Raw genomic sequence first — 22,264 nt, 5'->3', positions numbered from 1 at the left:
GGGCTTAGCCCTTACCTTTGAGCAGATTTCCCAAGCAGTGTTCGAGGGTCGCTTGAAAAGCGGCCCTTTCTTTTTTCCCGAGCCCTTTGAGGGCTTTCAGTTCGATTTCGTTCACAACGATATGTGCGTCGCAGATGGCTTTCAGACCGCGCGGGGTCAGTTCCATTTCGATTTTGAGTTTGTTTTCGGTCGGGGCGCATTTGCGGATGAATCCATCCCGTTCCAGGTTCTGTAGAATGCGGATCATCGTCTGGGGGGTGACCTGCGACTTGCGGGCCAGGTCGGCATTGGTCAGATTCTTCGAAACCTCAAGACAGGACAGGACTTGATATTGGCTGAAGGTCATCTTCAACGGCGCCAATCCCAGATCGATGCAAAAGCGCATCGCCAGTTCGGTTTTCTTCAGAATGTCGCTGAGGCCTGTTGTTTCTTCAAAACGCACGGGACCCTCTTTCTATAAGCATGCTGATACTATATAAGCATGCTTATAAAAATAAAGGCAACCCGGAAATCTCTCCGGAGCCGAAATGAAACAGGAGAATTTTAAAATGAAACAACTTGTCGCCCTGATGGTATCGGTTTTAGCGGCGGGCGCGGCCCACGCGAAATGTGAAGGCTTGCCTTCTTACGACTCTTTCAAAAAGGCGCTGGTCTCGGCCCGCCAAGCGGACAACGGTGGCTTGAATCTGGAGATGTGGGGCACGTTGGTGGACCGCCAAGGGAACGTGTGCATGATCGCTTACACCGGTGAAAAGGTCGACTCGCAATGGCTGGGTAGCCGCGTGATTTCAGCGCAGAAAGCCAATACGGCAAACGCGTTCAGCTTGAAGGGTCTGTCGCTTTCCACCGCGAATCTGTATTCGGCGGTTCAGCCCGGCGGTAGCCTCTTCGGACTGCAGGAGTCGAATCCCGTGAACACTCAAGTCGCTTACAAAGGCGATGCGGCTCGCTATGGTTCGAATAAAGACCCCATGGTCGGCGAAAAAGTCGGCGGCGTGAATGTCTTCGGCGGGGGTTTGGCCCTTTACAATGCGAAAGGTGAAATCGTCGGTGCCCTGGGCGTTAGTGGTGACACCTCGTGTGCGGACCACGCCATTGCTTGGCGCCTGCGCAATACGCTGGAGTTGGACTACGTTCCGGCCGGTGTGAGCCCGCAGATGAACGACAACATCATCTATGACATCAAAGACGGAAAAAGCGCCGCCGGCTTCGGTCATCCCGCTTGCGGCGGTAAAGAGGTCGAACTCGCGTCGACATTGCCCGCTTCGCGTTCGCTGAAAAAGTAATCGAGAGACCGAGGTCCGTTTTGCGGTTTCGTGGCCGGTGGGAACGCCGGCCTTTTCATTTTTAAAGAGTGAGATCTTCGGATTCGAAGTCGCTTTCGGGCGGTGTCGCCTGGGGATCAGGGACTTCGATTTCGGGCGGCGGGGCCATCTCGCCCGGGATGGGCTGCAGTTCGTCCTCGGGTAAGAAGTCAAGACCGCCGTCATCCTCGGGCGCGTCGAGATCCAGACCGTCGGGAATATCGACGGCGGCTCCGCCCACCAAGAAGTGATCCAAACGTCCCAGTGCCAAACGGTACTGATCTTCGGTCGCACGGTGGAAGCGGTACATATTGGTCACGATCTGGCGCAGGCGTTTGCGCGCGAAGGGCGTGAGTTGTTTCTTGAAAAATGACACCGAGTACTTATCCGGGCTGGGGAGCAGGAAGGCGAGCCACGCGGACTCGATCAGGTCGAGATCGGCGGGAGATTTTTTGAAATAAAACTGCGCGGCCTCTTTTACGCCGTAAATCTTGGGTCCGAATTGAACGACGTTCAGGTAGCGCTCCAGAATCTCGTTTTTCGAGAGGTGCTTCTCGAGCTGCACGGTGATGACCGCTTCCATCATCTTCCGTTGGAGAGATTTTTCGGAGGACAGAAAAAGATTTTTCGCCAGCTGTTGCGAGATCGTCGATCCGCCGCGGGCGAAGCGGCCCTGCTCGAGATTCTTTTCGAAGCTGCGTTGGATCTCCATGAAGTCGAAACCACGGTGGTCGTAGAAGGCGGAATCCTCCGTGACGATCACGGCCTGTTGCAGGTGTTTCGAGATTTTTTTGAGTGGTACATAATCTTTGCCGCCGGGACAGAGTTCGACCTCGAACAGGACGGTGGTCATGCAGCCACGAATGGCCTCGCGCGAGGGAATTTGGCTCATGACAATGACGGCGAGGAACAGGAAGAACGTCGCCAAAAAGGCCAAGAATAGAAAAAGGCCCTTCAGCATCTGGCGCAGCCAAAAGAGGCGGGGCTTGGACTCGGTCACGCTTTCGCCCCAAGGTTCGGCATTCGGCCCAGGAGTCCGTGTTCGCGACTCCAGCGCACGCTGTCTTCGATGGCCCGGCGGGAATCGCCCGGCACGAAGCCGAGCTCGCGCTGCGCTTTCGCGCTGTCGAAATAGTGGTACATCGTCGCGGTGTATGCATTTTCGCGACTGACGCCGATGGGGTATCCCATGGCGGTCAAGGTGTCGCCGGTGAAACCCACGACATGCAGTAACCAATCGGGAAGGCGCAGCTTCGGCGCAGGGACGCCCGCACACTCGGCGATGATTTCGAAAAGCTGTTTGATGGTCATATTCTGGCCGCACAGGATGTAGCGTTCGCCCGAACGACCGTTCAGCCAACCGCGAACGATTCCGTCCACGCAGTTTTCTACGTGGACCACGTTCACGCCACCCGAAGTATAGAACTTCATCTTCCCTTGCGCGACTTTCAGCTGATTCTTGCGGCTGCCTTTGCGGGCGTCGCCGGGACCATAGATCGTCGAGGGATTCAGCATGACGGCATCGATGCGCCCGCGTTTGACCGCTTCGCGAACGAGTTCTTCGGCTTTACGTTTGGTCTCGAAGTAACCCATATCAAGTTGCGCGACATTGTAGGGGGAGTCTTCATTCAAAACCTGTTCGGGTGTATAGCCCGCGCCAACGGCGACGACCGAGCTGAGGTGCACCAGTCGTTGCACGCCTTTTTCTTCGACCGCGGTGATGACGTTCGCGGTGCCGTCGACGTTGATTTTTTCCATCGCGGCCCGTTGGCTGCGTTTGTAGGCGATCAATCCCGCCAAGTGAAATACGGCGTTCTGCCCTTCGCAGGCGGCGCGCAGCGAGTTCAGATCGGTGACGTCACCATAGACGTATTCACAGTCCAAACCGGCGAGTTCACTGCGGTCGCTGGTGGGACGGACCAGCACGCGAACTTGATGCCCATCATTCAGGAGGCGACGGATCACCCACGCACCCAAGAAACCGCTTCCGCCCGTTACGAGAATTTGAGCCATAGTGGCGCCCTCAATTGCATTCGCTCGCCGTACCGAAGCGTGATCGTTTTCAAAAACCAGTAGCCCGTGAAACCGCAAGCGATGCCGAGCGCGGCGCCCGCGGTGATATCCAGCGGATAGTGAACGCCGACGTAGATACGACTGTAGGCCACAAGGCCGGCGAACGTGAAAAACCCGGCGCAGGCCCAGGCCCCACGGGGAGCGAACCTGAAGATCAAAGAGAGAAAGGTCGCGAGCGCGAACATATTCGCCGAATGATTCGAGGGAAAACTTTTGCCGCCGTAGTGGTGGGACTTCAGGTTGACGTCCAGTCCGGCGACATTGGGCCGGGGGCGATCGAAGGCGGGCTTCATAATTTGCGATCCGACCATGTCCGACATCGCGACCGAGATGATCATGCAAAGCAGGAAGAAGATGCCCCAGCGCCGGAAGAAGTACAGACTGGACGCGACGATCAGCGGGACCGCGACGAACTTGAAGCCCCAGGTTTTGTTCAGATTGGTGATGAACGGAAAGAACACATCCGCCCAGCCGGCCACCACGTTATGGTGCAACCATAAGAACAATTCGGCATCCCACTGCAGAAGGGTCTCGAGCATAAGGGCCCAAGATTATTCACAATCACGAGGAAAGTCGAGGTCTCAAACGTGATTTTCCATGGCAACATTTCAGCATGGATTTGACGACAGTCTTCGGAATCATCGTCGGCATCGGCGGGATTTTATTGGGAAACATGGCCGAGGGCGGGCATATGGGCTCGCTTGTTCAGGGCGCGGCCTTCGTGATCGTGCTGACGGGAACCGCGGGCGCGGTTCTGGTGTCTTCGCGACGCGACGATCTGAAGCTCGGATTTCGTATGGTGGGCAAGGCTTTCCAGGAGGACTCCGAACGCGAGAACGAAAGTATCTTACGTTCGCTGATGGAGTGCGCGCGCCTGGCGAAAAAAGAAAGTCTGCTGGCGCTTGAGGCGAAAATTCCAAATCTTTCCAATGAATTCATGCAAACGGCGCTGCGCTCGGTGCTCGATGGGATGGAGCCGAAGCTTTTGGAAGATACGCTCCATCAGCAGCTCGATGTCGAGGAAGAACATCTGCTGGCGGGCGCGCGGATTTGGACCGACGCTGGCGGCTTCGCGCCGACGATCGGGATCATCGGTGCGGTCTTAGGACTGATCCACGTGATGGGAAATTTGACCGATACCAGTAAGCTCGGCGGCGGGATCGCGGTCGCTTTCGTCGCGACCGTTTACGGCGTGGGCTTCGCGAATCTTCTATTCTTGCCCCTCGGCAACAAGCTTAAACGCAAAATCCAACAAGACATGAAGGGCCGCCAGATGATCATCGCCGGCGCGCTCGGAATCCAGGCGGGCCTGAGCCCCGCGCTTCTTGAAATGAAATTACGCGCGTACCTGGGTTCGTCATATGAGAAGAAAAAGTAAGGCCCACGAAGAACACGAAAATCATGAACGCTGGTTGGTGAGCTATGCCGACTTCATCACGCTATTGTTCGCGTTCTTCGTCGTGCTTTACGCCACCTCCTCACAGAACGTCGAAAAAGAGAAAAAATTCGAAGAGTCGATCCGCGAAAATCTGAAGCTTCCGGCGAGCGGCGCTCCCGGTGGCGGGGGGGGCGGACCTGGCGGTGGCGCGCCGACCTTGGCGCAGCAAGCCGGTTTGGAAACGCCGCGGGCATCCGCCGATAGCCAAGAGCGCTTGGCTTCGAACGCCGAATATCAAGAGAAGTTGGAAAAAGAGATCGGCGGAAAATTCACGGACGCTGAAAAGCAGACCGTCACGAGTTTACGTCATGACCTCTTCGGCGTGCGCATGTCGCTGGCGGCATCGATGCTGTTTCCCACGGGTTCCGCGAAGATCCGTCGCGAGGCTTTGCCGGTTCTGGATAAGATCGCGCAACTCATGAAGGGGAATCAGTTCAAGATGCTCGTGGAAGGGCATACCGACGACCAGGCCATTCCCGCGGGCGGACAGTTTGACTCCAACTGGGAGCTGGGCAGTGCGCGGGCGACCCAGGTTGTACGTTACCTGGCCAAGGTTCATTCGATTCCCGAGTCGCGCCTGGCGGCGGTCTCTTACGCCGATCAGCGTCCGCTGGCCCCGAATAAGGATGAAGAGAGCCGTGCGAAGAACCGGCGGATTGAAATCCTTTTCGTCACGGGTGATAGCCCTTTCGACGAATTTTAGGTCGAATTCCAAAAATGAAAAAGGCGACCCGGGGGCCGCCTTTCAAACAGAGAGATATTCAGCGTCGACCGCGAAGCGGTGACGTGAAATTAGATGCACTCTTTCATGTCTTTCATGCGAGTTTTCGCACCGGCTTCCAGCACCGCGTCCGAGGGGACTTTGCACGAACCGTCTTTGCAGCGACGCTCGAAACCTTCGCGGTAAGCTTTGCGCACGCCGAGCATGGTCGCTTCCGCGTCCGTCAGTCCCGCGTTCAGTTCTTTTTCGCGGTTCATCGCGGTCACGAATTCCATGTGTTGGGCGACTTCTTCCGCCGTGGCGATGGACTCTTTCGAAGCGATCTTCACCGCGGTTTCGACCTGGCGAGCGTAAGCGTCGCGGGCCAGAACCATATCGGCGTCCGAACCTTCATAACGTTTCGAAGCCAGGGTCAGCAGTTGCACGGTCGCTTTACCCAACTCGATTTTCGAGTTGTGCAGCGAAAGTTGCTCGGGAGTCAGAACTTCCAGACGGACCTTTTCCAAGGCCGTGATATTTTTCGAAAGCTGGTCCGCGAGCTCGGTGACTTTCACTTCGACGGCCTTCGACGAAGTGCCGCTGCGGTTGGGAACTTCAACCATATATTGAGTCCGGCGAGCCATATCCAGCTGCATGCTGTCGACTTTACCGCCCGAGATCTGCGACAGATACGATGTCACCGAGTAATCGGCATCTTCACGTTGTCCGCTGGCGCGTTGGTCACGAACCTGGCCCTGACGGACCTTTTGGGCTTCGCGCGTTTCGCGTTCGATCTGCTCTTGACGGGCGCGCTCACGGGCCGAGGGGGCCGCATGCACGGTCAGTGCGGAAAGGGTTACGGGCAGGATGAGCAACAAGGACAAAGCTGTCGTTTTCATGTTTAAAGACCTCTGTTAATTGGTTTCAATATCAATTCCTATGCCCTCACCAGTGACGAGATATTCATTCCCGCGTGGGGGCCACCGTTTAAGTCTTGGACACCCCGCAAATTAAGGGCACCCCTTCGTATTCTGGCCGCGGAAGTTCGCCGCACCTCCCGAAGAGGGCAGGTTGAGGCAGCGCTGCTTCTGCGGTTTTCCGTTCAGGGCGTGGTTTTCCGAGTAGCTTGCGGTATTCAGAACGAGTCCGTAATCCAAGATCTCTTGGTGCGTGTTTTTCAACGCGCGTAGAGTGACGAGGGCGACTTGCTCTTGGGGGTTTTGGGTATCTTCGGCGATCCCCAGTCCCTTCAAGACCTCGTCCAGTGCTTCGTCCATCTTCTTCACGCCCTCTTCGAGCTTTTCGTTCGGCACGCGCGAGAGAAGCACGCCTTTCGCGGCGTCCATTTGTTCATTCAGATCCGTTTTCATGCGGGGCAGGTACGAAATCACTTCGTCCCAAGACTTCATGTACTTGTCGAGTTCGGGGCGCAGATCTTTGACCTCTTCGGCCGCGCGGTTATGCATGCGGTAGGGGGCATCAATGATGGTCAGCTCTTTGCCGGTGCGTGCGATCATATAGTCGTTCACGAAAGTCAGATAAGTTGCCCGCTCCTGTTCGAGGCTCGCGACACCGGCGTTGGCGAAGCCCGTTCCGTTCGACCAGTGTTGGCCGATGTCCAGCAGCTGTTGTGCGTATTGTTTCACGACGGTTTCGTATTCCGTTTCGAACTCGTACCAAGCGTCAAGGTAGGGCGGCTCGACTTTTTCGGCCCACCATTTCGCCATATGGTTCCCGCTTTTATCCATCACGCTGGGGCGAACCCAGCCACTGCTCAGCCATTTCCAGGTCGGCGCCATACATTCGTGACGCGATTGTTTCTGACACTCGAATTTCGAATGACGGCCCAGCTTCGAGAAGATGGTTTCGTAACCGCGATTGTCGGAGCGCAAGGGTAGGTTGTTGCTGTAGGTGATTTCGCCGTCGAAAAGGATCGAGGGCGGATTGAACTGCGCCATCCCTCCCCAGCGAGAGCGGTTGATCAGTTGTCCGTCTTTTTCGATATCGGGTCCGGCGGTCATGGCCGCGGCCATATACTCCGGTGCAGACAAGGTGGTGATCGGTCCATGTTGACGCGCGAAAGGTTGGATCGCACCGCTCGTTTCGGCCTCGCGATCGCGTCCTTGCCATTGGGCCCACGCTTTCAGGAAACCTTCACCGGGACTCGAGACGGGACGGGGGCGTCCGAGGTCTTTGACAATCGTCTCCATGATGGCGCGATACTCTTCACTGGAAGGGCCGTAGTCGGTCAGATATCCAATGGGGGGACGCACGGCCGAAGGGTCTTGGTCAGGCATGCTGAGGTTGAGTTCTTCCAACGCTTTGCGGATCTCACTCACTTCCGAGGAAGCCAGGCGACCGATGAAACGTTCGTAGCGGCGCTGTTCCATGATCACGAGCTGATTGAAGATTTCCGTATTTTTGAAGAGTAGCCATTTCGCCGCGACCTTTTGGATGCGCTTCCGCTGGGCCTCTTCCAAGGGACGGATGTCTTGAAGGTAAAGCGTCCAGTCCACTTCGGTGGCGCCGTCGGGCAGAACGCCGAAGAAGTTGTTCGTCTGATCGAGGGGCGAAGGCTGACCGTTCGAACCGTAGTTCTTCTTCCAGATCTGGTCGGTCAAATGCTGATAGAAAAGACGCGTGCTGCGGTAGTGACCGGCGAAGTTGGCCAGGTACATCTGCCAGTTCTGGTGCGCGGCCAGAGTCTGCTTCATGTTTTCCATGCGCCACTCTTGGCTCAAGCGTGAGTAGGTTTGCAGCGCGGGGATCAGTTCCTCGCCGCAGAACTTCGATTTCATCAGGTCGAATGCGGCTTTGCGTGGATGCGTTCCTGCGTGGGTCTGTAGCCGGTGCATCTGGTGAAGCGTACCTAAACACATCGCGGTACTATTGAGTTCGGAGGCCTTACCGAAGACGTTGAGCCAAACCGTTTCGATCGGTTGTCGTAGCCAGAAATCGAGCGCCAGGAACTGCACGTTCTTCACGACGGTCCAAGCGAAACGCGCGGCCATGGACATTCCGCCCGTGCCGAAGCTGAAGGCGAGTTCGAGTCCCGCAAACTGCAGTGCGCGCCGGGCGGCGGTTCCCGCCAGCCAGTCGACCGCGCCGCCGATGGCGGTGGATCCCATCATGGACAGCCAGCCCGTGGCGTACTGTCCCCATTTGTCGTTCCAGTGCTTGTTCATATCGTCCCAGGCCTGATCGCAGGCCATGTCGACGTCGGGATTGTTGCTGAACATTGATTTCGCGCAGGCGCGAAGCATCTTCGAGGCCCACACATCGTGAACGATGTTCGAGGCCATCATCCCCATGGACATTCCGAAGTAGGGCAGAAAGTAATGTAGACGCGGGTTACGCATGACCTCTTGCAGAGGCTCCGACGTCATCCCATTCGCCGCCATGAAAGCCATGAAACTCACGTGCGTGACGGGATCCATTTGGCTCTCACCGAACTGCTTCATGATGACCGGGTTATGTTGATAGTGGAAAATCAGGTCGTACATATTGATCGCGCCGATGGCGGTGAAGAACGCGGCGGCTTCGAACGGGAAGTGGCGCACTTTTGAGGTCAGGATCGAGCCCGAGTTCGACTTCATGGTTTTCAGCCATTGGCGAACTTTGGAGGGACGGAACTCCTCTAAAGTTTTGGGCGCGGTTCTTTGCCAGACGAATTGACGAAGGGCTTTGCCATTTGCGCCCATGAAGACCAGGGTCATTTCCTTTTGGCCAGCCAGGGTTTTGACTTCGGTCACGCCCGCGGCGCGCAGCTTTTCCAAAGAGAAGACGCCGGCACCGCGACCGAAATAGGCGTTGCCGCGACCGAGAGTCGATAAGGCCTGTGCGCTCGCGAGATCCGGAAATGCCAACAGCAGACCTAACAGGCAGGTCAATACGGCGAGCAGGGTCCGATAAGGGGCAAACGTACGGGGCATGGGCGGGTGACTCCTTAGCCCTGACAACAGCAAGGCGGAGGCCGCTCAAGGCATAAAAAAAACCCCAACTTTCAGCAATTTAGAAAGCTGGGGCTTTGAATGTCACCTGCGCTTCGGCAGCCAGGTGTAAAGACTTTGGACAGTGGCCGAGGCCACTGGAGGCGGACTACTTCCGCTCGATTTTCAGGTGGTTGATCACGATGGGCTCAACGGGGCGGTCGCCGGGTTGAGTGCGTGCCATCGAAATCGCGTTCACGATATCCATGCCTTCAGTGACTTCACCGAAAACGGTGTGTTTGCCGTCGAGCCAGGGCGTCGCCGCCACGGTCACGAAGAACTGGCTACCGTTGGTGCCGGGACCCGCGTTCGCCATGGAGAGGATTCCGGGTTTGCTGTGCTTCAGCTCGGGAACGATTTCGTCGCCGAAAGTATAACCGGGGCCGCCGGTTCCGTTACCCAAGATGTCGCCACCTTGGATCATGAAGTTCGGGATCACGCGGTGGAAAACCAGCCCGTCGTAGTATTTGCCCTTGGTCATTTTTCCGGACTTCGGATCTTTGTATTCTTTGGTGCCTTCCGCCAGGCCCACGAAGTTTTCGACGGTCTTCGGCGCTTTGTCCGCGAAGAGTTTAATTTTGAAAGTGCCTTTGTTGGTTTCGAAAACGGCGATCATGTCTTTGCCTTTCTTAGCGGGAGCTTCTTTTTTGGTGGTTGCTTTGGGCTCGGCTGCAAATGTCGGAAACGAAAATGCGAACAGGGCCAACGCAACGACGTAAATCCAGAAAGCTTTCATCATGTGGTTTTTCATAACTTTGTGCTAGCGGGCGCCCTGACGAGGGTCAAGAAGCTGCAAGAGCGCGGTGTTCTGGAACATCAGGTCACTGGAATTATCTTGGATTTTCAATGAGTTTGAGCCTGCGGCTACGCGTTTGAGCAGACCCAATTTACGCAGGTCACGATAGTTTTGCCACAGCGCGGGAGCCTGTTTTTTCCATTCGGGATGTGCGTCTTCGAGGGCTTGGAAATGGGCTTTTGTCGACGCCTCGGAAATGCGCACGCGGTGGAAAAGGATCGCGGTCTGGACGGCGAGTTCGATTTCCACGAGGCCGCCCGCGCCAAATTTGATCGCATCCTTTTTCGCGTTCTGCGCGATAAGGTTTTGGCGAATGACCTCGAGCTCGGCGAGCTCCGTTTCGCTGAGTCCGCGATCCGCCAGATCCTGAAAGATACGGGCGCAACGCGGATCGGGACCGACGTGATCCAATGTCCGCGAACGCAGGTAAACTTGTCGCTGCCAGGCCGGTGCTTCGTTCAGCAAAAATTCGTGTAAGTCGTCCCAGGTGGTGACGAGCACGCCGGAATTCGGTTTCAGTCGCAGGTCGACCGGATACAGCGTCGGCGATTGGGTCAGGAAGGTCAGAAAACGCCGCGCGATCTGGTGGTCGACGGCTTCCGGCACGCGAGAGCTGATGAAAATGAAATCCAGATCCGAGGCGAGCCCCAGTTCGCCCGCGCCCCATTTTCCGAGGGCCAGGATTTCGAGATCCGAATGGAACTCGCGTTTCAGGCCGCGCAAAATTTCCTGACAGATCGAATCCGCCGTGGAGGTTTGGGGTTTCAAGACGGATTCCAAATCACCGCTGGCCAAAAAATCCAAACCCGCGCCCAGCTCGCTCAAGAGTTTCTGATCGCGCAGAATCTGGTGCATCTGTTCTTTGTCGAGGTTTTCACCGATCTCCGGGCGCTGCTGGTAAATGAAACTATCCAGCAGCTCGGGTCGATGAATCAGGATCTGTCCGAGGTAATCCGATTGGCTCATCAACCGGACCAGATGACCGATGAGCTCGGGCCGGTGAGCGAGCAGATGGAAAAGCGTCGCCTTCGCGCGGATCTTGCGCACGAATTCGCTCAGTCGCGGCAGCAGCTCATTCACATCCAATCCCAGTTGGCTGGCGCGTTCGAGGGCCTGGTAAAGGAAGGCTTTCCGCCAACGGTCGTCGCGATCTTTCTGACGGCTGAAGACTTCCTGCTCGAGCAGGGGTTTCCACACCGATTCGATCAGCTCTTCCCGTAGTCCCAAGCCTTGCAGCCAATGGTGGCGATCCGTTTCGGAGTCGGGAAGGCTGCGGCGCTGCGGATCCACGGGACCTAAAAACCCGGTCACGATCTCTTGGCAGTGTTGCATGCCTTCGCGCAGAAGCTTCAGATCCAGCGTCGGCGCGTAGTCGCGCCAGTCGCTTTCGATCAGGATGTGGGTCTGCTGGTCTTCGCGCGCTTGGACCAAATTCTCCAGTTGGCGCATATGCCAATAGTGCGTTTCCAAAAACTCGGCGTCCGTGGCGGTCAGGGCACCGATCTTTTGCAGCTCTTGCAAGGCTCCCGTAGTGGAGGTCAATCGCACGGCTTGGGATTTTCCGCCGTAGACGACTTGCAAGGTATGCACGAAAAGCTCCAGGTCGCGGATTCCGCCCAGACCGAGCTTCAAATCGATTTGTCCTTCTTTCGAACGCGTCCAGTTTTGCTCGTGAATTTTCTGGCGCAGCTCTTTGAAGGACTCCATCAGCGAGAAATCGAGATAGCGACGATAGGTGAATTTCGCCGAGGCCGCCATGGCGTTCGTCGTGATGTCGGCGGATCCCCAGATCGGGCGGAACCGAACGAATGCCAGGCGCTCCCAGGCTTCACCGAAGTTCGAAAAGTAATCGGTCCATTCATCAAGGCCCGAGACGAGGGGGCCAAGACGTCCACCCGCCCGCAGATCGAAATCCAAACGGTGGGCGAAACCCCATTCGGTGACGTCGGCCAGCAGATGTCGCAGCTGCCGAGCGCCGTTGTTCTTCATGGTGTTCGATTCGTCGGTGTCTTCGGCGCGGCCGGGGGCGCGGATCCAGACCAGATCGACATCCGAGCTGAGGTTGAGCTCGAAGCTGCCGAGTTTTCCGTAGGCGAAGACCGCCCACGGGGGATCGGCGCGCTGACCCGCTTCGTCCGCGACGGCCATGAGCGCCGTTTGCAAACGGCTTTCGGTGGTCATCGACCAGTTCAAATGAATTTCGGCGGCCGAACGTTTCTGGAAGTGCGTGTCCGTCACGACTTGCAGGAAGTCTTCGGTTTTTTGCAAGCGTAGGCGGGCCGCCAAATCCAGATCCGCGCGATTCTTCGCGGACTCGAGGCGTTGGCGATAGACGCGGGTCACGGGGAAGAACCGGTGCAGCTCTTCCCACTCTTCTGGGCTATTCAAGGTTATTCGACCACTTGGGTTTGAAGTAGTTGAACTGATCGTTGGTGATCCGGCGCTCTTCAGTGCCTTCCACGTTCGAGATGTAAAGTTGGTTACGTCCCGTACGATTCGAGGCGTAGATCACATAGCGTCCGTCGGGTGAGAACGAAGGATCCTCGTTGTTCGCGGGGCGCCCGTTCGGTTTCCTCGCCGAGGTCAGGCGAACCATATTCGTGCCGTCGGCATTCATGACGAAGATGTCAAAGTTCCCCGAGGTCCAACCCGCGAAGGCGATCCGTTTTCCATCCGGCGACCACGAAGGGGTCGCATTGTACTTTCCGGCGAAGGTGACCCGTTTCGGGTTCGAACCGTCGGCATTCATGATGTAGATCATGGGATTGCCCGCGCGATCACTCGAAAACGCGATCTTCGAGCCGTCGGGGCTGATGGCGGGCTCGACGTTCATCGCGCCGCGCGGGCCGTTCGTGATTTTACCCAAGAGCTCACCGTCGAAGTTCATCCGGTAAATATCCGGTGTTCCCGACTGCGAGAGGGTCAAAAGCATGGACTTGTTGTCGGGCAGGAAGTTCGCGCCCGAGTTGATCCCTTGGCGGTAACTCACCAGCCAGCGTTTTCCGGTCTGGAGTTCGTAGATGAACATGTCGGCGTTGCGGGTTTTGGTTTTCGCCCGCTGAACGAAGGCGGTGTACGCCACGCGCTTGCCGTCGGGTGACCACGCTGGTGAGAGCGCGATGGATTTGTGATTCGTGATGCGGTCGATGTTCGCGCCGTCCCAGTCGGAAACGTAAATCTCTTTGAATCCGCCGCCGCCGCGATCGCTGCCGTAGGTGATGCGCGACAGGAACATGCCGCGAGTTCCGGTCAGCGCCTGCAGCAGATCGTTGCCGAAGGTGTGCGCGATCCGGCGAAGGGCGTCTTTGCCACCGCGATAGCGTTTGCCCAGGACCAGTTGGCCTTTCGGCACGTGGTACGTGTAAGTCTCGAGCGTGAGCGTGTCGCCCGCAATCGAATACGAGGCGCGAATCAAAAACTCCGCGCCGATTTGGCGCCAGCTATCGAAAGTGAAACCGTTGGCGTCGATCGGTTTCGGACGGATGGCGGTCTTCGCGGGATCTTCCAGAAAGGCGCTTTCGTTCATGAACTGGAAATAGCCCGAGACGCTCAGGTCGTTGTTCACGACGCGGAAGATTTCAGAACCGAGGGCCTGGTGGTTCGGCGCGGCGGCCGCGTTGCCGACGTAGTTGAATGCGGGCATGGCGAGCAGACTTTTCTTCTTCTGCGCTTCGCCGATTTTGATGTAGATGCCCGAGCCGGAAGCGTCCGAAGTCGCGCTTCCGCCGTCCACCGGGGCGGGACCGCCGGTGGGGGCCGTGGGGGCGTCGTCCATGGGGGCGCCGGTTTGCGACCATGCCGGAGCGGCACCGAGCATCAGCGCGAAAAGGGGGGCGAGCAGTTTCACCATACGAAACCTCCGTGTTATTCCGGGAATCCGAACAGGATCCCCTCGTTCGCCAAAAGGCGAACGAATTTTTCGGGCGGTGCGGGGGCCGGCGAAGCTTTCGTGACGGTGTCCATCACGACTTCGTCGAAAGCGGGGTTACCGCTCGATCGCACCAATTGTTTACCGATGACATTTCCACGTTCGTCAAACTTCACGCGGACTTGGGCTTTCAGATCTTTATTCGCCAGCCATTGCGGAAGCTCCCACTTCGAGCGCACGTGACGTTCGACCGCCGCGACGTATTCATCGTGCTCGAGCTGCGCGATACCGGTGAGTTCGCTGCCTTTGGAAATGGCGTTGCCCTTGAAGGTCCGCGCGGCCTCGCGCACTTTGTTCGCCTCGGCCTCGCGGAAGTCCCGCTCCAGACGATCAAGGGCGGACTGTTGCTTCAGGCGGTTGATGGCGGCGTCTTGCTGCTTTTCGATTTTTTTATTGTCCACCTTGGGGGCCGCCTTCGCGTCCGGCTTGGGCGGATTCAGGTTCACGGTGTTCTCTTCCACCTTCGGCGGTGGCGTGGATTTCTTCGGCTCGGGTTTCGCCGCGGCGGGCTCGCTGGCGGCGGGCGCCGGGACCGGGGCTGCGGGCGCGGGAGTTTGGATCTTATCCGGAAGCGCGACTAAATCCACGCGCAAGGCCGATTGGAAAACGACGGGTTCGCTGGGAAAAACGACCATGCGGACCGTGAAAAGCAAAACGATCGAGACGTGCAGTCCCAGTGACAGCAGAACGTATCTTTGGAATGAATCGTTCGGCGTGGCTTCCGTCATCGACCTACTGATTCCTAGGTAAGGTGATCAATCCCACATTGGTGATTCCCGCCGCGCGCACTTCCGCCATGGTTTCGGCGACGAAGCCGTAGTCCACCCGGCGATCGGCCTGGATGTAGAGCGCTTTGTCTTTGCGGGTCTCGAAAATTCCGGTCAAACGCGCCCGCAATTGGTCCGAAGGGATATTGCGTTTCGCGATGCTGAGTTTGCGGTCGGCCGAGATCACCAGAACCATGGGTTCCTGCGAGGCCGCCACGCCCGACGCCGCGGTCTTCGGTAAGTCTACGTCGATCCCTTGCTGCATCATCGGCGCGGTCACCATGAACATGATCAGTAGAACCAACATCACGTCCACGAGCGGGGTGACGTTGATCTCGCTGATCGTCATGCGGCTTTTTTTCGATCCTTGATTTCCGCCGGACATTCCCATGAGCGATCAGTCCTTGAAGAAGTTGCGTTTGGCGATGTTCAGAAAATCGGTCGAGAAATTCGCGAGCTCTTCTTCCTCGCGGCGGATCTGCGCGACGAAGTGGTTGTAAAGCACGACGGCGGGAATGGCCGCGATCAGACCGATGGCGGTGGCGAAGAGGGCCTCGGAGATTCCGGGGGCGACGACCGCCAGACTGGCCGATCCGCTGGCGCCGATCTTGTGGAACGAGTTCATGATTCCCCAGACGGTCCCGAACAGTCCGACGAAGGGGCCGGTCGAACCCGTGGTGGCGAGGATCGTCAGGCGCGACTCCATGGCCGAGATCTCTTGGCCGCTGGCTTTGCGAAGCGCGCGTTCCAAATTGTCTGAACCGGAAAGATGGCTCGAGACGCCGCCGCTTTTGTTATTCGCCAGTTTTTGCAGTTCGCCGAAGCCTGCTTTGAAAACGCGCGCGACCGTGCTGATCTTCGCCATGTCCTCGGCGTCCGCATTCAACTCGTCGAGCGAGTTCGCTTTCCAGAAACGTTTCAAGAAGGCTTCGTTACCTTCCGTCATGCGGCGGATCTGCTGGAACTTCGAAATGGCGACGGCCCAGCACAGAACTGACAGGAAGATCAGTCCGAGAAGCGTCAGCTGTACGATGGGGCTGGCGTTCCAAACGGCGCTCCAGATTCCCCATTCGACGGCGGCTTGAGTTTGAGTAGCGGCTTGCGACTGCACGGGTGCGGCGTATGCGAAATTCATAGCCAAAAGCCTAAGACTTGCCACTGGTGATGGCAATGAAAACCCGAGAATTTGGCTCGTGGCCCAGTGCCAATATGGGTTTCGTAAAACCGAACTAAAAACCGGGCAAGGCAGTGAACGCTTCGCTGCTTGTAACGAAAAAAATGTTCGGATGGAACGCTTGCGCTTGCCGAACCTCGTCAACGGTGGACAATGGACCCATCAACAACATCAATCCGCGGCGATTCACTTCGGCTAAGATGCCCGCATTCATCGCGGGTAAGTTGCGGACGTGAAGAGGGGTCACGTAGATATCACCGGTGAAATTCACGGCGGGCGCGAGTCCCAGTGACACGAACATATTCCAGCGCACGCGGTCGCTGGCCGATGTCCCATAGATCCACATGGGCTGAAGCCTTTTAATGGAGAGCATCACGTTATCGTATTCGGACTGGACGAGCACGCGCGGGAGTTTCAGGTCCGCGAGTTCGTCGTTCACCTGGGTATCGATGCGATCAACACTGGAAAGGACGTTCAAGATGATGGGTCGGTCGGTGAATTCGGTCAGCAGCTCTTTCAGGTTGCGTCCTTCGTCGCCGATCTCTTTCGGCAGCACGTCCTGCGCATCGGGACGCAAGCGGGAAGGCAATGCGCGCAGTTGCCCATCTTTAGAGCGGTAAACATCGACCCACAAAATCACGCGTGCTTTCTGCGCTTCCGTGGCCGTCGTCCAAATTTCGGAATCCCATGGCACTGCGGCTTGGGGCTTTTCCAACTTTGCGAAGGGGTGTTCGAATTTTTGGAGAGTTCTTCCCAGGCCCCAGAACAGGACCACGAAGTAAATCACCGCCATTGTCGCAATCAGGCCAAAGACCAGCATGAAGAATCGCATGCCCTCTAAATCAGAGAGATCATGGGCGACTGTCAAGGAGATGGGCGCACGGGGAGCGCGTCAGCGTCTCAGAATGGGAAATCGGGGGCTTTTTCTTTTGAAAACTCAAGAATATTCCGATCATAGGGGTAGGGCGACCGGGATCGTCCGAAGGGGACAGCTTGAGAAAAAACACCTTGCGAACACTGGCTGGGCATTTCGTGCTCGTGATGGCAATCGTGCCCGTGATTTTATTCTCGTTTCAAAACTGTGCGCCGAAATCATTCGTCGCGGGAACGGACGAGACGGGGCGCCCCGTAGATCCGCAGGAATGTGCTCCGCCGTCGGATTGTCCCGTGGATCCCACAAAACCTTTCGATCTGCTGACGCACACGATTCGCACCGAAATGAATACGCCGAAGGATTGGAGCGCGCCCTACGACGGCGTGAAAGATCCTTATCACATCAGCCTCGCCAACAACTCGGACAAGAACACGCTCGATATTCCGGATAAGGGAAGCGTCGAGATCCTCGATCCCCAAACTTTCGCGCTTCGTTTCGTTCCGGAGATTGGCTACCGTGGGACTTTAGTGATTTGGCTTTACGCTCTGGATGACAAGGGCGTCTTGAAAAGCTCCGTCGAGGTCAAAATCGACGTCGGCAACTCGCTGAACCACTTCCAGCCGGCGCTCGCGGTTCGCGGTGCGGGCTGCGTGATGTGTCACGCGGACGTTCGCTCGAATATCGTGACCGATATGGGATACGGTTCGGGATTTTTCTTCGCGCGCAACGTGAATACCTCGGGTTATTCGTGGAACCTGGGAAGTACCTACGGTGACTTCGAAGCCTTCACCAAGAGTAAAGAAGGTGCAACTCGTATAGGGAACTGGGCGAACCTTCAGTTGAAGGCGGGTCAGCAGGTTTTCATCCCGAAGAATGCGGTTTTGCCCGTGCAGGATGCGAAAGACAAGACCGGCGTATCGACGCTGAAGGGCTATTTGGAGCATCGTTTCGCGGCCTCGCCCAAGACCGGAACCGCGAGCGCCATCGTGACCGAGAAGTCGAAAGTCTACATCGGGGCCCCGACCGCGAGTCGCATTCGCGGCGCGTTCAATTGGGTGTCCGGCCAATCCAATTTCATTTACGAAAAAGATGCGGCGGCGGGAGCCTTGGGCTTGCGCGGACTGCGTGACGCCGGAAAGTACTTCGAGGTCGACAACACCTTGGAGTGCGACGGCGATTTGATGATCAACGGACGCCTGCTTTTGAAGAATGCGAAAATCCGCACGCACAATGGTTGCCGTTTGTACGTCACGGGCTCGGTTTATATTTATGGTCCGATCTCTTACGTGAACATCACGAACGGTTCGCTGCACAATTTGCAGATCACCAGTTCCGCATCGATTCAGATGGGATTGGGTTCGTTGCGGAATTCATCGAACCGGCACTGCGAAGAGGGTAAGCCCGCAGGGCAGGACTGGTACTGGCAGCGGTTGCAGACAATCGATACCGACTACTATTTGGGGTCGCGTGCGGACTATGAAAAGGCGCTCAACGACACGGCGATCAATCGGTTGAAGCATTTCTGGCCGAACATCTATCACAACACGCGCGATGCCCGCGCGGTCGCGACGGTCAACAGCGAGCTTTATAACGAGTACTACAACTCGGTCTATCCCCAGTACGACGCCGCTTGTTCGAATCGGGCCGTGAGCTATGAGCGTTTGCTCTTGAACGCGCCCCGAATCGAAAGTCGTTACAACGGTAACTTCCATGGCAGCATCATCGCGGAAGTCGCGATCATGGCGCTGGGCCAGTTCAAGTTTGAGTTTGATGATGTCTTCAAACAAGTGCCGATCTTGCCGAAATTCACCGACGACGATTACTTGAAGATCGAGTAGTTTTAGAAGACAACGGACATCAGGGCTTTCGGACCCGAGCGCTCTCGGAGATGGAAACCCAAAGAAAGGCCGCTGAGGAAGCGGCCTTTGATTTTCCAGGCGTGCGAGAGCCCCGCTCCGTAGGCGGCTTTGTCCCGGCTACCCAATCCCGAAAGCCAATCGTGGTTCTGGGTCAGTCCCAGGATCCAGAAGTTGGTGTCCGAAGCGGCGTAACCGATGTCCAGATAGTGATCCACGCCGCCCGGCACATACCAAGTCGACATTTTCAGGCTCGTGCCGTCGGACAAGCGCATTAGGGTGAGTCCTTGGATCATCATCTGCGATGTCGCGATGTTGTAGCGGAATTGGAAGCGCGAGCCGAGAGGGCGATACTCCACGCCGATGCCGATCTGGTCGACGCGGAAATTGTCGTAGTGTTCGCGCGTCTTCCCTTTCGATTCGTAGAACAAATGCTGCGTGCCCCACGCGACGGCCCATTCCGGCGAACGCCACAAACGGCTTTTCCAGTTGAAGTTGCGCAGCGAATACTCGTCGGTCGATTGCCACATGATCGGCACGGTACCGATCTCCCAGCCGTTGAAGACGCCCACAGAGAGCGAGTTCGTCAGAAAGGCGTAGTCTTGAATCGGATTTGAACCCGGATACGGTTGGAACGCCACTTGACCGGGTCGCAGAATTTCGGCGCTCGGGCTCGCGTGCGTGAACGCCGCCGCGTGCAGGGCGTGGGTGAACATCAGCAAGAAAAGAACGATCCGGGCTTCACGCATGAAGCCCCAGTTTCCCTCAAAGACGGTCCCGCGCGCGACTGTCAGTCCGCTGACAGGGGGAATTTTCAGTCGGGATAGACGACTTGCGCGTCGATCTTCAGATCGGGGTGCAGGCTGCGGGCGACGGGACAGGCGTGCACGACTTCATTGAGGAAAGCGCGGTCGGCCGCGGCGATTCCCTTGGGCATCGTGATCTTCACTTGCAGGCGGCTGATCCGGCGGGGCGGGCCCGACATCTCTTTACCGACCTCCGCGAGGGCGCCCTGCAGATTGATTTTTCGACCTTCCTTTTGCGCGAGAATATCCATGGTCGTCAGGATGCATGAGCCCAAGGCCGCGCCCATCAGATCGGTGGGTGAAAAGCGGGAACCCTTCCCGCCGTTATCGGTGGGGGCGTCGGTCTGAATCTGGCTGCCCGACGGGCCGTGGGTCAGCTGACAGAGCTTCTCGCCTTGGTAATCGACTTTCATTTGCACCATGGGTCCTCCAAATGGGTTTTATCCTGCTCTGGAGGAAAGGTCCTGTGCAACTCCGGCCTTTGTTGCCCGTCAAAATGGCATTATTTCCCAGTGTTTCAAGGGAGTTATGTGGCCGAACTGGACTCTCGGTCCGTCGATATACGATAAAAATAGTCGTATTTGGATGTGGACTTTCAATTGGATTTCATTTAATTCCAGCCCCAATGATTAAGGTTCAACGAAAGATCGAATACGCGTTGATGGCGCTGAAGGTGATGAGCCTGAAGCGGCCCGGCGAATTGACCTCCGCGAAAGAGGTCGCCGATTCCGTGCACGCTCCCTTTGACGTGATGGCGCGCGTGCTTCAACTGCTCGCGCAGAAATCCATCCTTCGCGCCGAGCAGGGTGCGCAGGGCGGTTACCAAATCACGCGGGATCTTTCGAAAGTGACGATGCACGATCTGGTCACTTTGCTCCAGGGACCGGTCGAGATCGCGAAGTGTCTGCAGAAAAACGAGGCCTGCGAAATCCAGGGCTCGTGCAACATCATGTCGCCGATCCAAAATCTGAATCAAAAACTGAACGAGTTCTATCGCGCGTTGAGCGTGCAAGACGTTCTCTTCCAGCGCGTTGAGAAAACGACGTTGGGGGCGGTCACCCATGTCTGAAGTGAAAAACGCTTCCGCAGAGTCCACCGTGTCGAGTCCCCTCGACTCGAGCATGGAGTATAAACACGGTTTCGTGACCGAGATCGAAGTCGATCAGGCCCCGAAAGGTTTGAACGAAGAGATCATCCGTTGGATCTCGGCGAAAAAGAACGAACCCGAGTGGCTTTTGGAGTTTCGCCTGAAGGCGTACCGCATGTGGCAGAAGATGAGTACGCCGGAATGGGCCGACCTCAGCTATCCCCCCATCGATTTTCAAGATCTGCGCTATTACTCCGCGCCGAAACATAAACCCGAGAACCCGAAGTCCATGGACGATCTGGATCCCGAGTTATTGAAAACGTTCGAGCGTCTGGGAATCCCGCTGCAAGAACAGAAACGGATCTCGGGGATTGCGGTTGACGTCGTTTTTGATTCCGTTTCGATCGGTCAGACGAATAACGAAGTTCTGGAAAAAGCGGGCGTCGTGTTCTGCTCGATTTCGGAAGCGGTCCACAAGTATCCCGAGCTCGTGAAGAAATATATGGGATCGGTCGTGCCCGTGGCCGACAACTACTACGCGGCTTTGAATTCGGCCGTCTTCACGGACGGCTCTTTCGTGTACGTGCCGAAAGGCGTGCGTTGCCCGATCGACCTTTCGACTTACTTCCGTATCAATGCGTCGGAAACCGGTCAGTTCGAGCGCACGTTGATCGTTTGCGACGAAGGTGCGTTCGTGAACTACCTCGAGGGCTGCACGGCGCCCCAGCGGGACGAGAATCAATTGCATGCGGCGGTCGTCGAGCTGATCGCTTTGGACGATGCCGAGATCAAATACTCCACGGTGCAGAATTGGTATACGGGTGACAAGAACGGAAAAGGCGGGATCTACAACTTCGTCACGAAACGTGGCAAGTGTTCGGGCGCGCGCTCGAAGATCTCGTGGACGCAAGTCGAATCGGGCTCGGCGATCACTTGGAAGTACCCGAGCGTCGTTCTGCATGGCGATGACAGCGAAGGCGCGTTTTATTCCGTCGCCTTGACTCACGACTACATGCAAGCCGACACCGGTACGAAGATGATCCACGTGGGGAAAAACACCAAGTCCACGATCATCTCGAAAGGGATTTCGACCGGCCATTCGGTGAACGCGTACCGCGGTCAGGTCAAGATCATGCCCTCGGCGGACAATGCACGGAACTACTCGCAGTGCGACTCGATGCTGGTGGGGGAAAATTCGGCGGCGAAAACTTATCCGTACATCGAAGTCAAAAATAAATCCGCGGTTCTCGAGCACGAAGCCTCGACGTCGCGGATTTCGGAAGACCAGATCTTCTACCTGCAATCGCGCGGTCTCGATATGGAGGCCTCGATTTCGATGCTGGTGAACGGATTCTGTAAGGAAGTCTTCAAGGAATTGCCTCTCGAGTTCGCCGTGGAAGCGGTCAAACTCATCGAAATGAAACTCGAGAATTCGGTCGGTTAGTCAGGGGCGGCCCGAAGGGCCGCGCAAA

The 22,264-nt window shown here is 56.9% G+C and carries 21 protein-coding genes; 6 read left to right on the top strand and 15 right to left on the bottom strand.

Annotated elements, in window-relative coordinates; translation table 11 throughout:
* Positions 1-4 precede the first annotated feature (4 nt).
* Positions 5-442: a MarR family transcriptional regulator gene (locus tag KF767_03850; GenBank protein ID MBX3016999.1), complete on the bottom strand. Its 438-nt coding sequence runs from the start codon at positions 440-442 to the stop codon at positions 5-7.
* 106 nt (positions 443-548) lie between these two features.
* Here KF767_03850 and KF767_03845 point away from each other — a divergent pair, with 106 nt between their 5' ends.
* Entirely contained in the window at positions 549-1,286 is a 738-nt protein-coding gene (locus KF767_03845; protein MBX3016998.1) for a heme-binding protein, read from the top strand.
* A 61-nt stretch (positions 1,287-1,347) separates the two neighbouring features.
* Here the strand turns inward: KF767_03845 and mtgA are convergent, their stop codons facing one another.
* The 3 genes from mtgA to KF767_03830 are packed head-to-tail and all read right to left on the bottom strand — an operon-like array spanning position 1,348 to position 3,916.
* The gene (gene mtgA / locus KF767_03840) at positions 1,348-2,304 is read right to left on the bottom strand and encodes a monofunctional biosynthetic peptidoglycan transglycosylase (GenBank protein ID MBX3016997.1); all 957 of its coding nucleotides are present in this window, start codon (positions 2,302-2,304) and stop codon (positions 1,348-1,350) included.
* A complete protein-coding gene (locus tag KF767_03835) occupies positions 2,301-3,317 on the bottom strand; it encodes an SDR family oxidoreductase (GenBank protein ID MBX3016996.1) in 1,017 nt (338 codons plus the stop codon). Before KF767_03835 ends, mtgA begins: the two co-directional genes overlap by 4 nt.
* On the bottom strand, positions 3,299-3,916 hold the full coding sequence (locus tag KF767_03830) for a phosphatase PAP2 family protein (protein MBX3016995.1): 618 nt from the start codon (positions 3,914-3,916) through the stop codon (positions 3,299-3,301). Before KF767_03830 ends, KF767_03835 begins: the two co-directional genes overlap by 19 nt.
* A gap of 74 nt (positions 3,917-3,990) precedes the next feature.
* Here KF767_03830 and KF767_03825 point away from each other — a divergent pair, with 74 nt between their 5' ends.
* Both KF767_03825 and KF767_03820 read left to right on the top strand, forming a co-directional pair.
* Positions 3,991-4,755 carry a flagellar motor protein gene (locus tag KF767_03825; protein ID MBX3016994.1) on the top strand — a complete coding sequence of 255 codons (765 nt, stop codon included), beginning with the start codon at positions 3,991-3,993 and terminating at the stop codon, positions 4,753-4,755.
* Positions 4,739-5,518: an OmpA family protein gene (locus KF767_03820; protein MBX3016993.1), complete on the top strand. Its 780-nt coding sequence runs from the start codon at positions 4,739-4,741 to the stop codon at positions 5,516-5,518. The genes KF767_03825 and KF767_03820 overlap by 17 nt, the downstream gene beginning before the upstream one ends.
* Positions 5,519-5,607: 89 nt before the next feature.
* Here KF767_03820 and KF767_03815 read toward each other — a convergent pair whose 3' ends face one another.
* From KF767_03815 to KF767_03775, 9 genes are all read right to left on the bottom strand, one after another.
* Positions 5,608-6,414, bottom strand: a complete 807-nt coding sequence (locus tag KF767_03815; protein MBX3016992.1) for a hypothetical protein — start codon at positions 6,412-6,414, stop codon at positions 5,608-5,610.
* 111 nt (positions 6,415-6,525) lie between these two features.
* Positions 6,526-9,447 carry a hypothetical protein gene (locus tag KF767_03810; protein ID MBX3016991.1) on the bottom strand — a complete coding sequence of 974 codons (2,922 nt, stop codon included), beginning with the start codon at positions 9,445-9,447 and terminating at the stop codon, positions 6,526-6,528.
* Between the two features lie 166 nt (positions 9,448-9,613).
* Positions 9,614-10,120, bottom strand: coding sequence for a peptidylprolyl isomerase (locus KF767_03805; GenBank protein ID MBX3016990.1), 507 nt, complete (start codon positions 10,118-10,120; stop codon positions 9,614-9,616).
* A gap of 144 nt (positions 10,121-10,264) precedes the next feature.
* Complete coding sequence (locus tag KF767_03800) at positions 10,265-12,688, bottom strand: hypothetical protein (GenBank protein MBX3016989.1); 2,424 nt, start codon at positions 12,686-12,688, stop codon at positions 10,265-10,267.
* Positions 12,681-14,075, bottom strand: coding sequence for a Tol-Pal system beta propeller repeat protein TolB (gene tolB / locus KF767_03795; GenBank protein ID MBX3016988.1), 1,395 nt, complete (start codon positions 14,073-14,075; stop codon positions 12,681-12,683). Before tolB ends, KF767_03800 begins: the two co-directional genes overlap by 8 nt.
* A gap of 89 nt (positions 14,076-14,164) precedes the next feature.
* Positions 14,165-14,956: a TonB family protein gene (locus KF767_03790; GenBank protein MBX3016987.1), complete on the bottom strand. Its 792-nt coding sequence runs from the start codon at positions 14,954-14,956 to the stop codon at positions 14,165-14,167.
* A gap of 4 nt (positions 14,957-14,960) precedes the next feature.
* A complete protein-coding gene (locus tag KF767_03785) occupies positions 14,961-15,386 on the bottom strand; it encodes an ExbD/TolR family protein (protein MBX3016986.1) in 426 nt (141 codons plus the stop codon).
* Between the two features lie 6 nt (positions 15,387-15,392).
* Positions 15,393-16,130 carry a protein TolQ gene (tolQ, locus tag KF767_03780; GenBank protein ID MBX3016985.1) on the bottom strand — a complete coding sequence of 246 codons (738 nt, stop codon included), beginning with the start codon at positions 16,128-16,130 and terminating at the stop codon, positions 15,393-15,395.
* A gap of 94 nt (positions 16,131-16,224) precedes the next feature.
* A complete protein-coding gene (locus KF767_03775) occupies positions 16,225-17,001 on the bottom strand; it encodes a hypothetical protein (GenBank protein ID MBX3016984.1) in 777 nt (258 codons plus the stop codon).
* A 335-nt stretch (positions 17,002-17,336) separates the two neighbouring features.
* On the opposite strand from KF767_03775, the gene KF767_03770 reads away from it, so the two are divergent.
* Positions 17,337-18,881: a hypothetical protein gene (locus KF767_03770; protein ID MBX3016983.1), complete on the top strand. Its 1,545-nt coding sequence runs from the start codon at positions 17,337-17,339 to the stop codon at positions 18,879-18,881.
* Between the two features lie 2 nt (positions 18,882-18,883).
* Here the strand turns inward: KF767_03770 and KF767_03765 are convergent, their stop codons facing one another.
* Both KF767_03765 and KF767_03760 read right to left on the bottom strand, forming a co-directional pair.
* Positions 18,884-19,648 carry a hypothetical protein gene (locus tag KF767_03765; GenBank protein ID MBX3016982.1) on the bottom strand — a complete coding sequence of 255 codons (765 nt, stop codon included), beginning with the start codon at positions 19,646-19,648 and terminating at the stop codon, positions 18,884-18,886.
* A 65-nt stretch (positions 19,649-19,713) separates the two neighbouring features.
* Positions 19,714-20,127, bottom strand: a complete 414-nt coding sequence (locus KF767_03760) for an OsmC family protein (GenBank protein ID MBX3016981.1) — start codon at positions 20,125-20,127, stop codon at positions 19,714-19,716.
* 203 nt (positions 20,128-20,330) lie between these two features.
* Between KF767_03760 and KF767_03755 the strand changes: the two genes are divergently transcribed.
* Both KF767_03755 and sufB read left to right on the top strand, forming a co-directional pair.
* Positions 20,331-20,774: an Rrf2 family transcriptional regulator gene (locus tag KF767_03755; protein MBX3016980.1), complete on the top strand. Its 444-nt coding sequence runs from the start codon at positions 20,331-20,333 to the stop codon at positions 20,772-20,774.
* Positions 20,767-22,236 (top strand): Fe-S cluster assembly protein SufB, encoded by a 1,470-nt coding sequence (gene sufB, locus KF767_03750; GenBank protein ID MBX3016979.1) that lies wholly within the window; start codon positions 20,767-20,769, stop codon positions 22,234-22,236. The genes KF767_03755 and sufB overlap by 8 nt, the downstream gene beginning before the upstream one ends.
* Positions 22,237-22,264 lie beyond the last annotated feature (28 nt).

The organism is Pseudobdellovibrionaceae bacterium (assembly GCA_019637875.1).
Lineage (GTDB): Bacteria > Bdellovibrionota > Bdellovibrionia > Bdellovibrionales > Bdellovibrionaceae > JAHBUW01.
The sequence above is the reverse complement of the archived record's forward strand: the minus strand, read 5'-3'. Positions and strand labels throughout refer to the sequence as shown.

Excerpts from the sequence above, each read along its gene's own strand:
- KF767_03790 (MBX3016987.1), bottom strand. The coding sequence starts at position 14,956 with ATGACGGAAGCCACGCCGAACGATTCATTCCAAAGATACGTTCTGCTG.
- KF767_03815 (MBX3016992.1), bottom strand. The coding sequence starts at position 6,414 with ATGAAAACGACAGCTTTGTCCTTGTTGCTCATCCTGCCCGTAACCCTT.
- KF767_03835 (MBX3016996.1), bottom strand. The coding sequence starts at position 3,317 with ATGGCTCAAATTCTCGTAACGGGCGGAAGCGGTTTCTTGGGTGCGTGG.
- tolQ (MBX3016985.1), bottom strand. The coding sequence starts at position 16,130 with ATGAATTTCGCATACGCCGCACCCGTGCAGTCGCAAGCCGCTACTCAA.
- KF767_03820 (MBX3016993.1), top strand. The coding sequence starts at position 4,739 with ATGAGAAGAAAAAGTAAGGCCCACGAAGAACACGAAAATCATGAACGC.
- KF767_03810 (MBX3016991.1), bottom strand. The coding sequence starts at position 9,447 with ATGCCCCGTACGTTTGCCCCTTATCGGACCCTGCTCGCCGTATTGACC.
- sufB (MBX3016979.1), top strand. The coding sequence starts at position 20,767 with ATGTCTGAAGTGAAAAACGCTTCCGCAGAGTCCACCGTGTCGAGTCCC.
- KF767_03755 (MBX3016980.1), top strand. The coding sequence starts at position 20,331 with ATGATTAAGGTTCAACGAAAGATCGAATACGCGTTGATGGCGCTGAAG.
- tolB (MBX3016988.1), bottom strand. The coding sequence starts at position 14,075 with ATGGACGACGCCCCCACGGCCCCCACCGGCGGTCCCGCCCCGGTGGAC.
- KF767_03760 (MBX3016981.1), bottom strand. The coding sequence starts at position 20,127 with ATGGTGCAAATGAAAGTCGATTACCAAGGCGAGAAGCTCTGTCAGCTG.
- KF767_03765 (MBX3016982.1), bottom strand. The coding sequence starts at position 19,648 with ATGCGTGAAGCCCGGATCGTTCTTTTCTTGCTGATGTTCACCCACGCC.
- KF767_03845 (MBX3016998.1), top strand. The coding sequence starts at position 549 with ATGAAACAACTTGTCGCCCTGATGGTATCGGTTTTAGCGGCGGGCGCG.
- KF767_03785 (MBX3016986.1), bottom strand. The coding sequence starts at position 15,386 with ATGGGAATGTCCGGCGGAAATCAAGGATCGAAAAAAAGCCGCATGACG.
- KF767_03825 (MBX3016994.1), top strand. The coding sequence starts at position 3,991 with ATGGATTTGACGACAGTCTTCGGAATCATCGTCGGCATCGGCGGGATT.
- KF767_03830 (MBX3016995.1), bottom strand. The coding sequence starts at position 3,916 with ATGCTCGAGACCCTTCTGCAGTGGGATGCCGAATTGTTCTTATGGTTG.
- KF767_03775 (MBX3016984.1), bottom strand. The coding sequence starts at position 17,001 with ATGCGATTCTTCATGCTGGTCTTTGGCCTGATTGCGACAATGGCGGTG.
- KF767_03805 (MBX3016990.1), bottom strand. The coding sequence starts at position 10,120 with ATGATCGCCGTTTTCGAAACCAACAAAGGCACTTTCAAAATTAAACTC.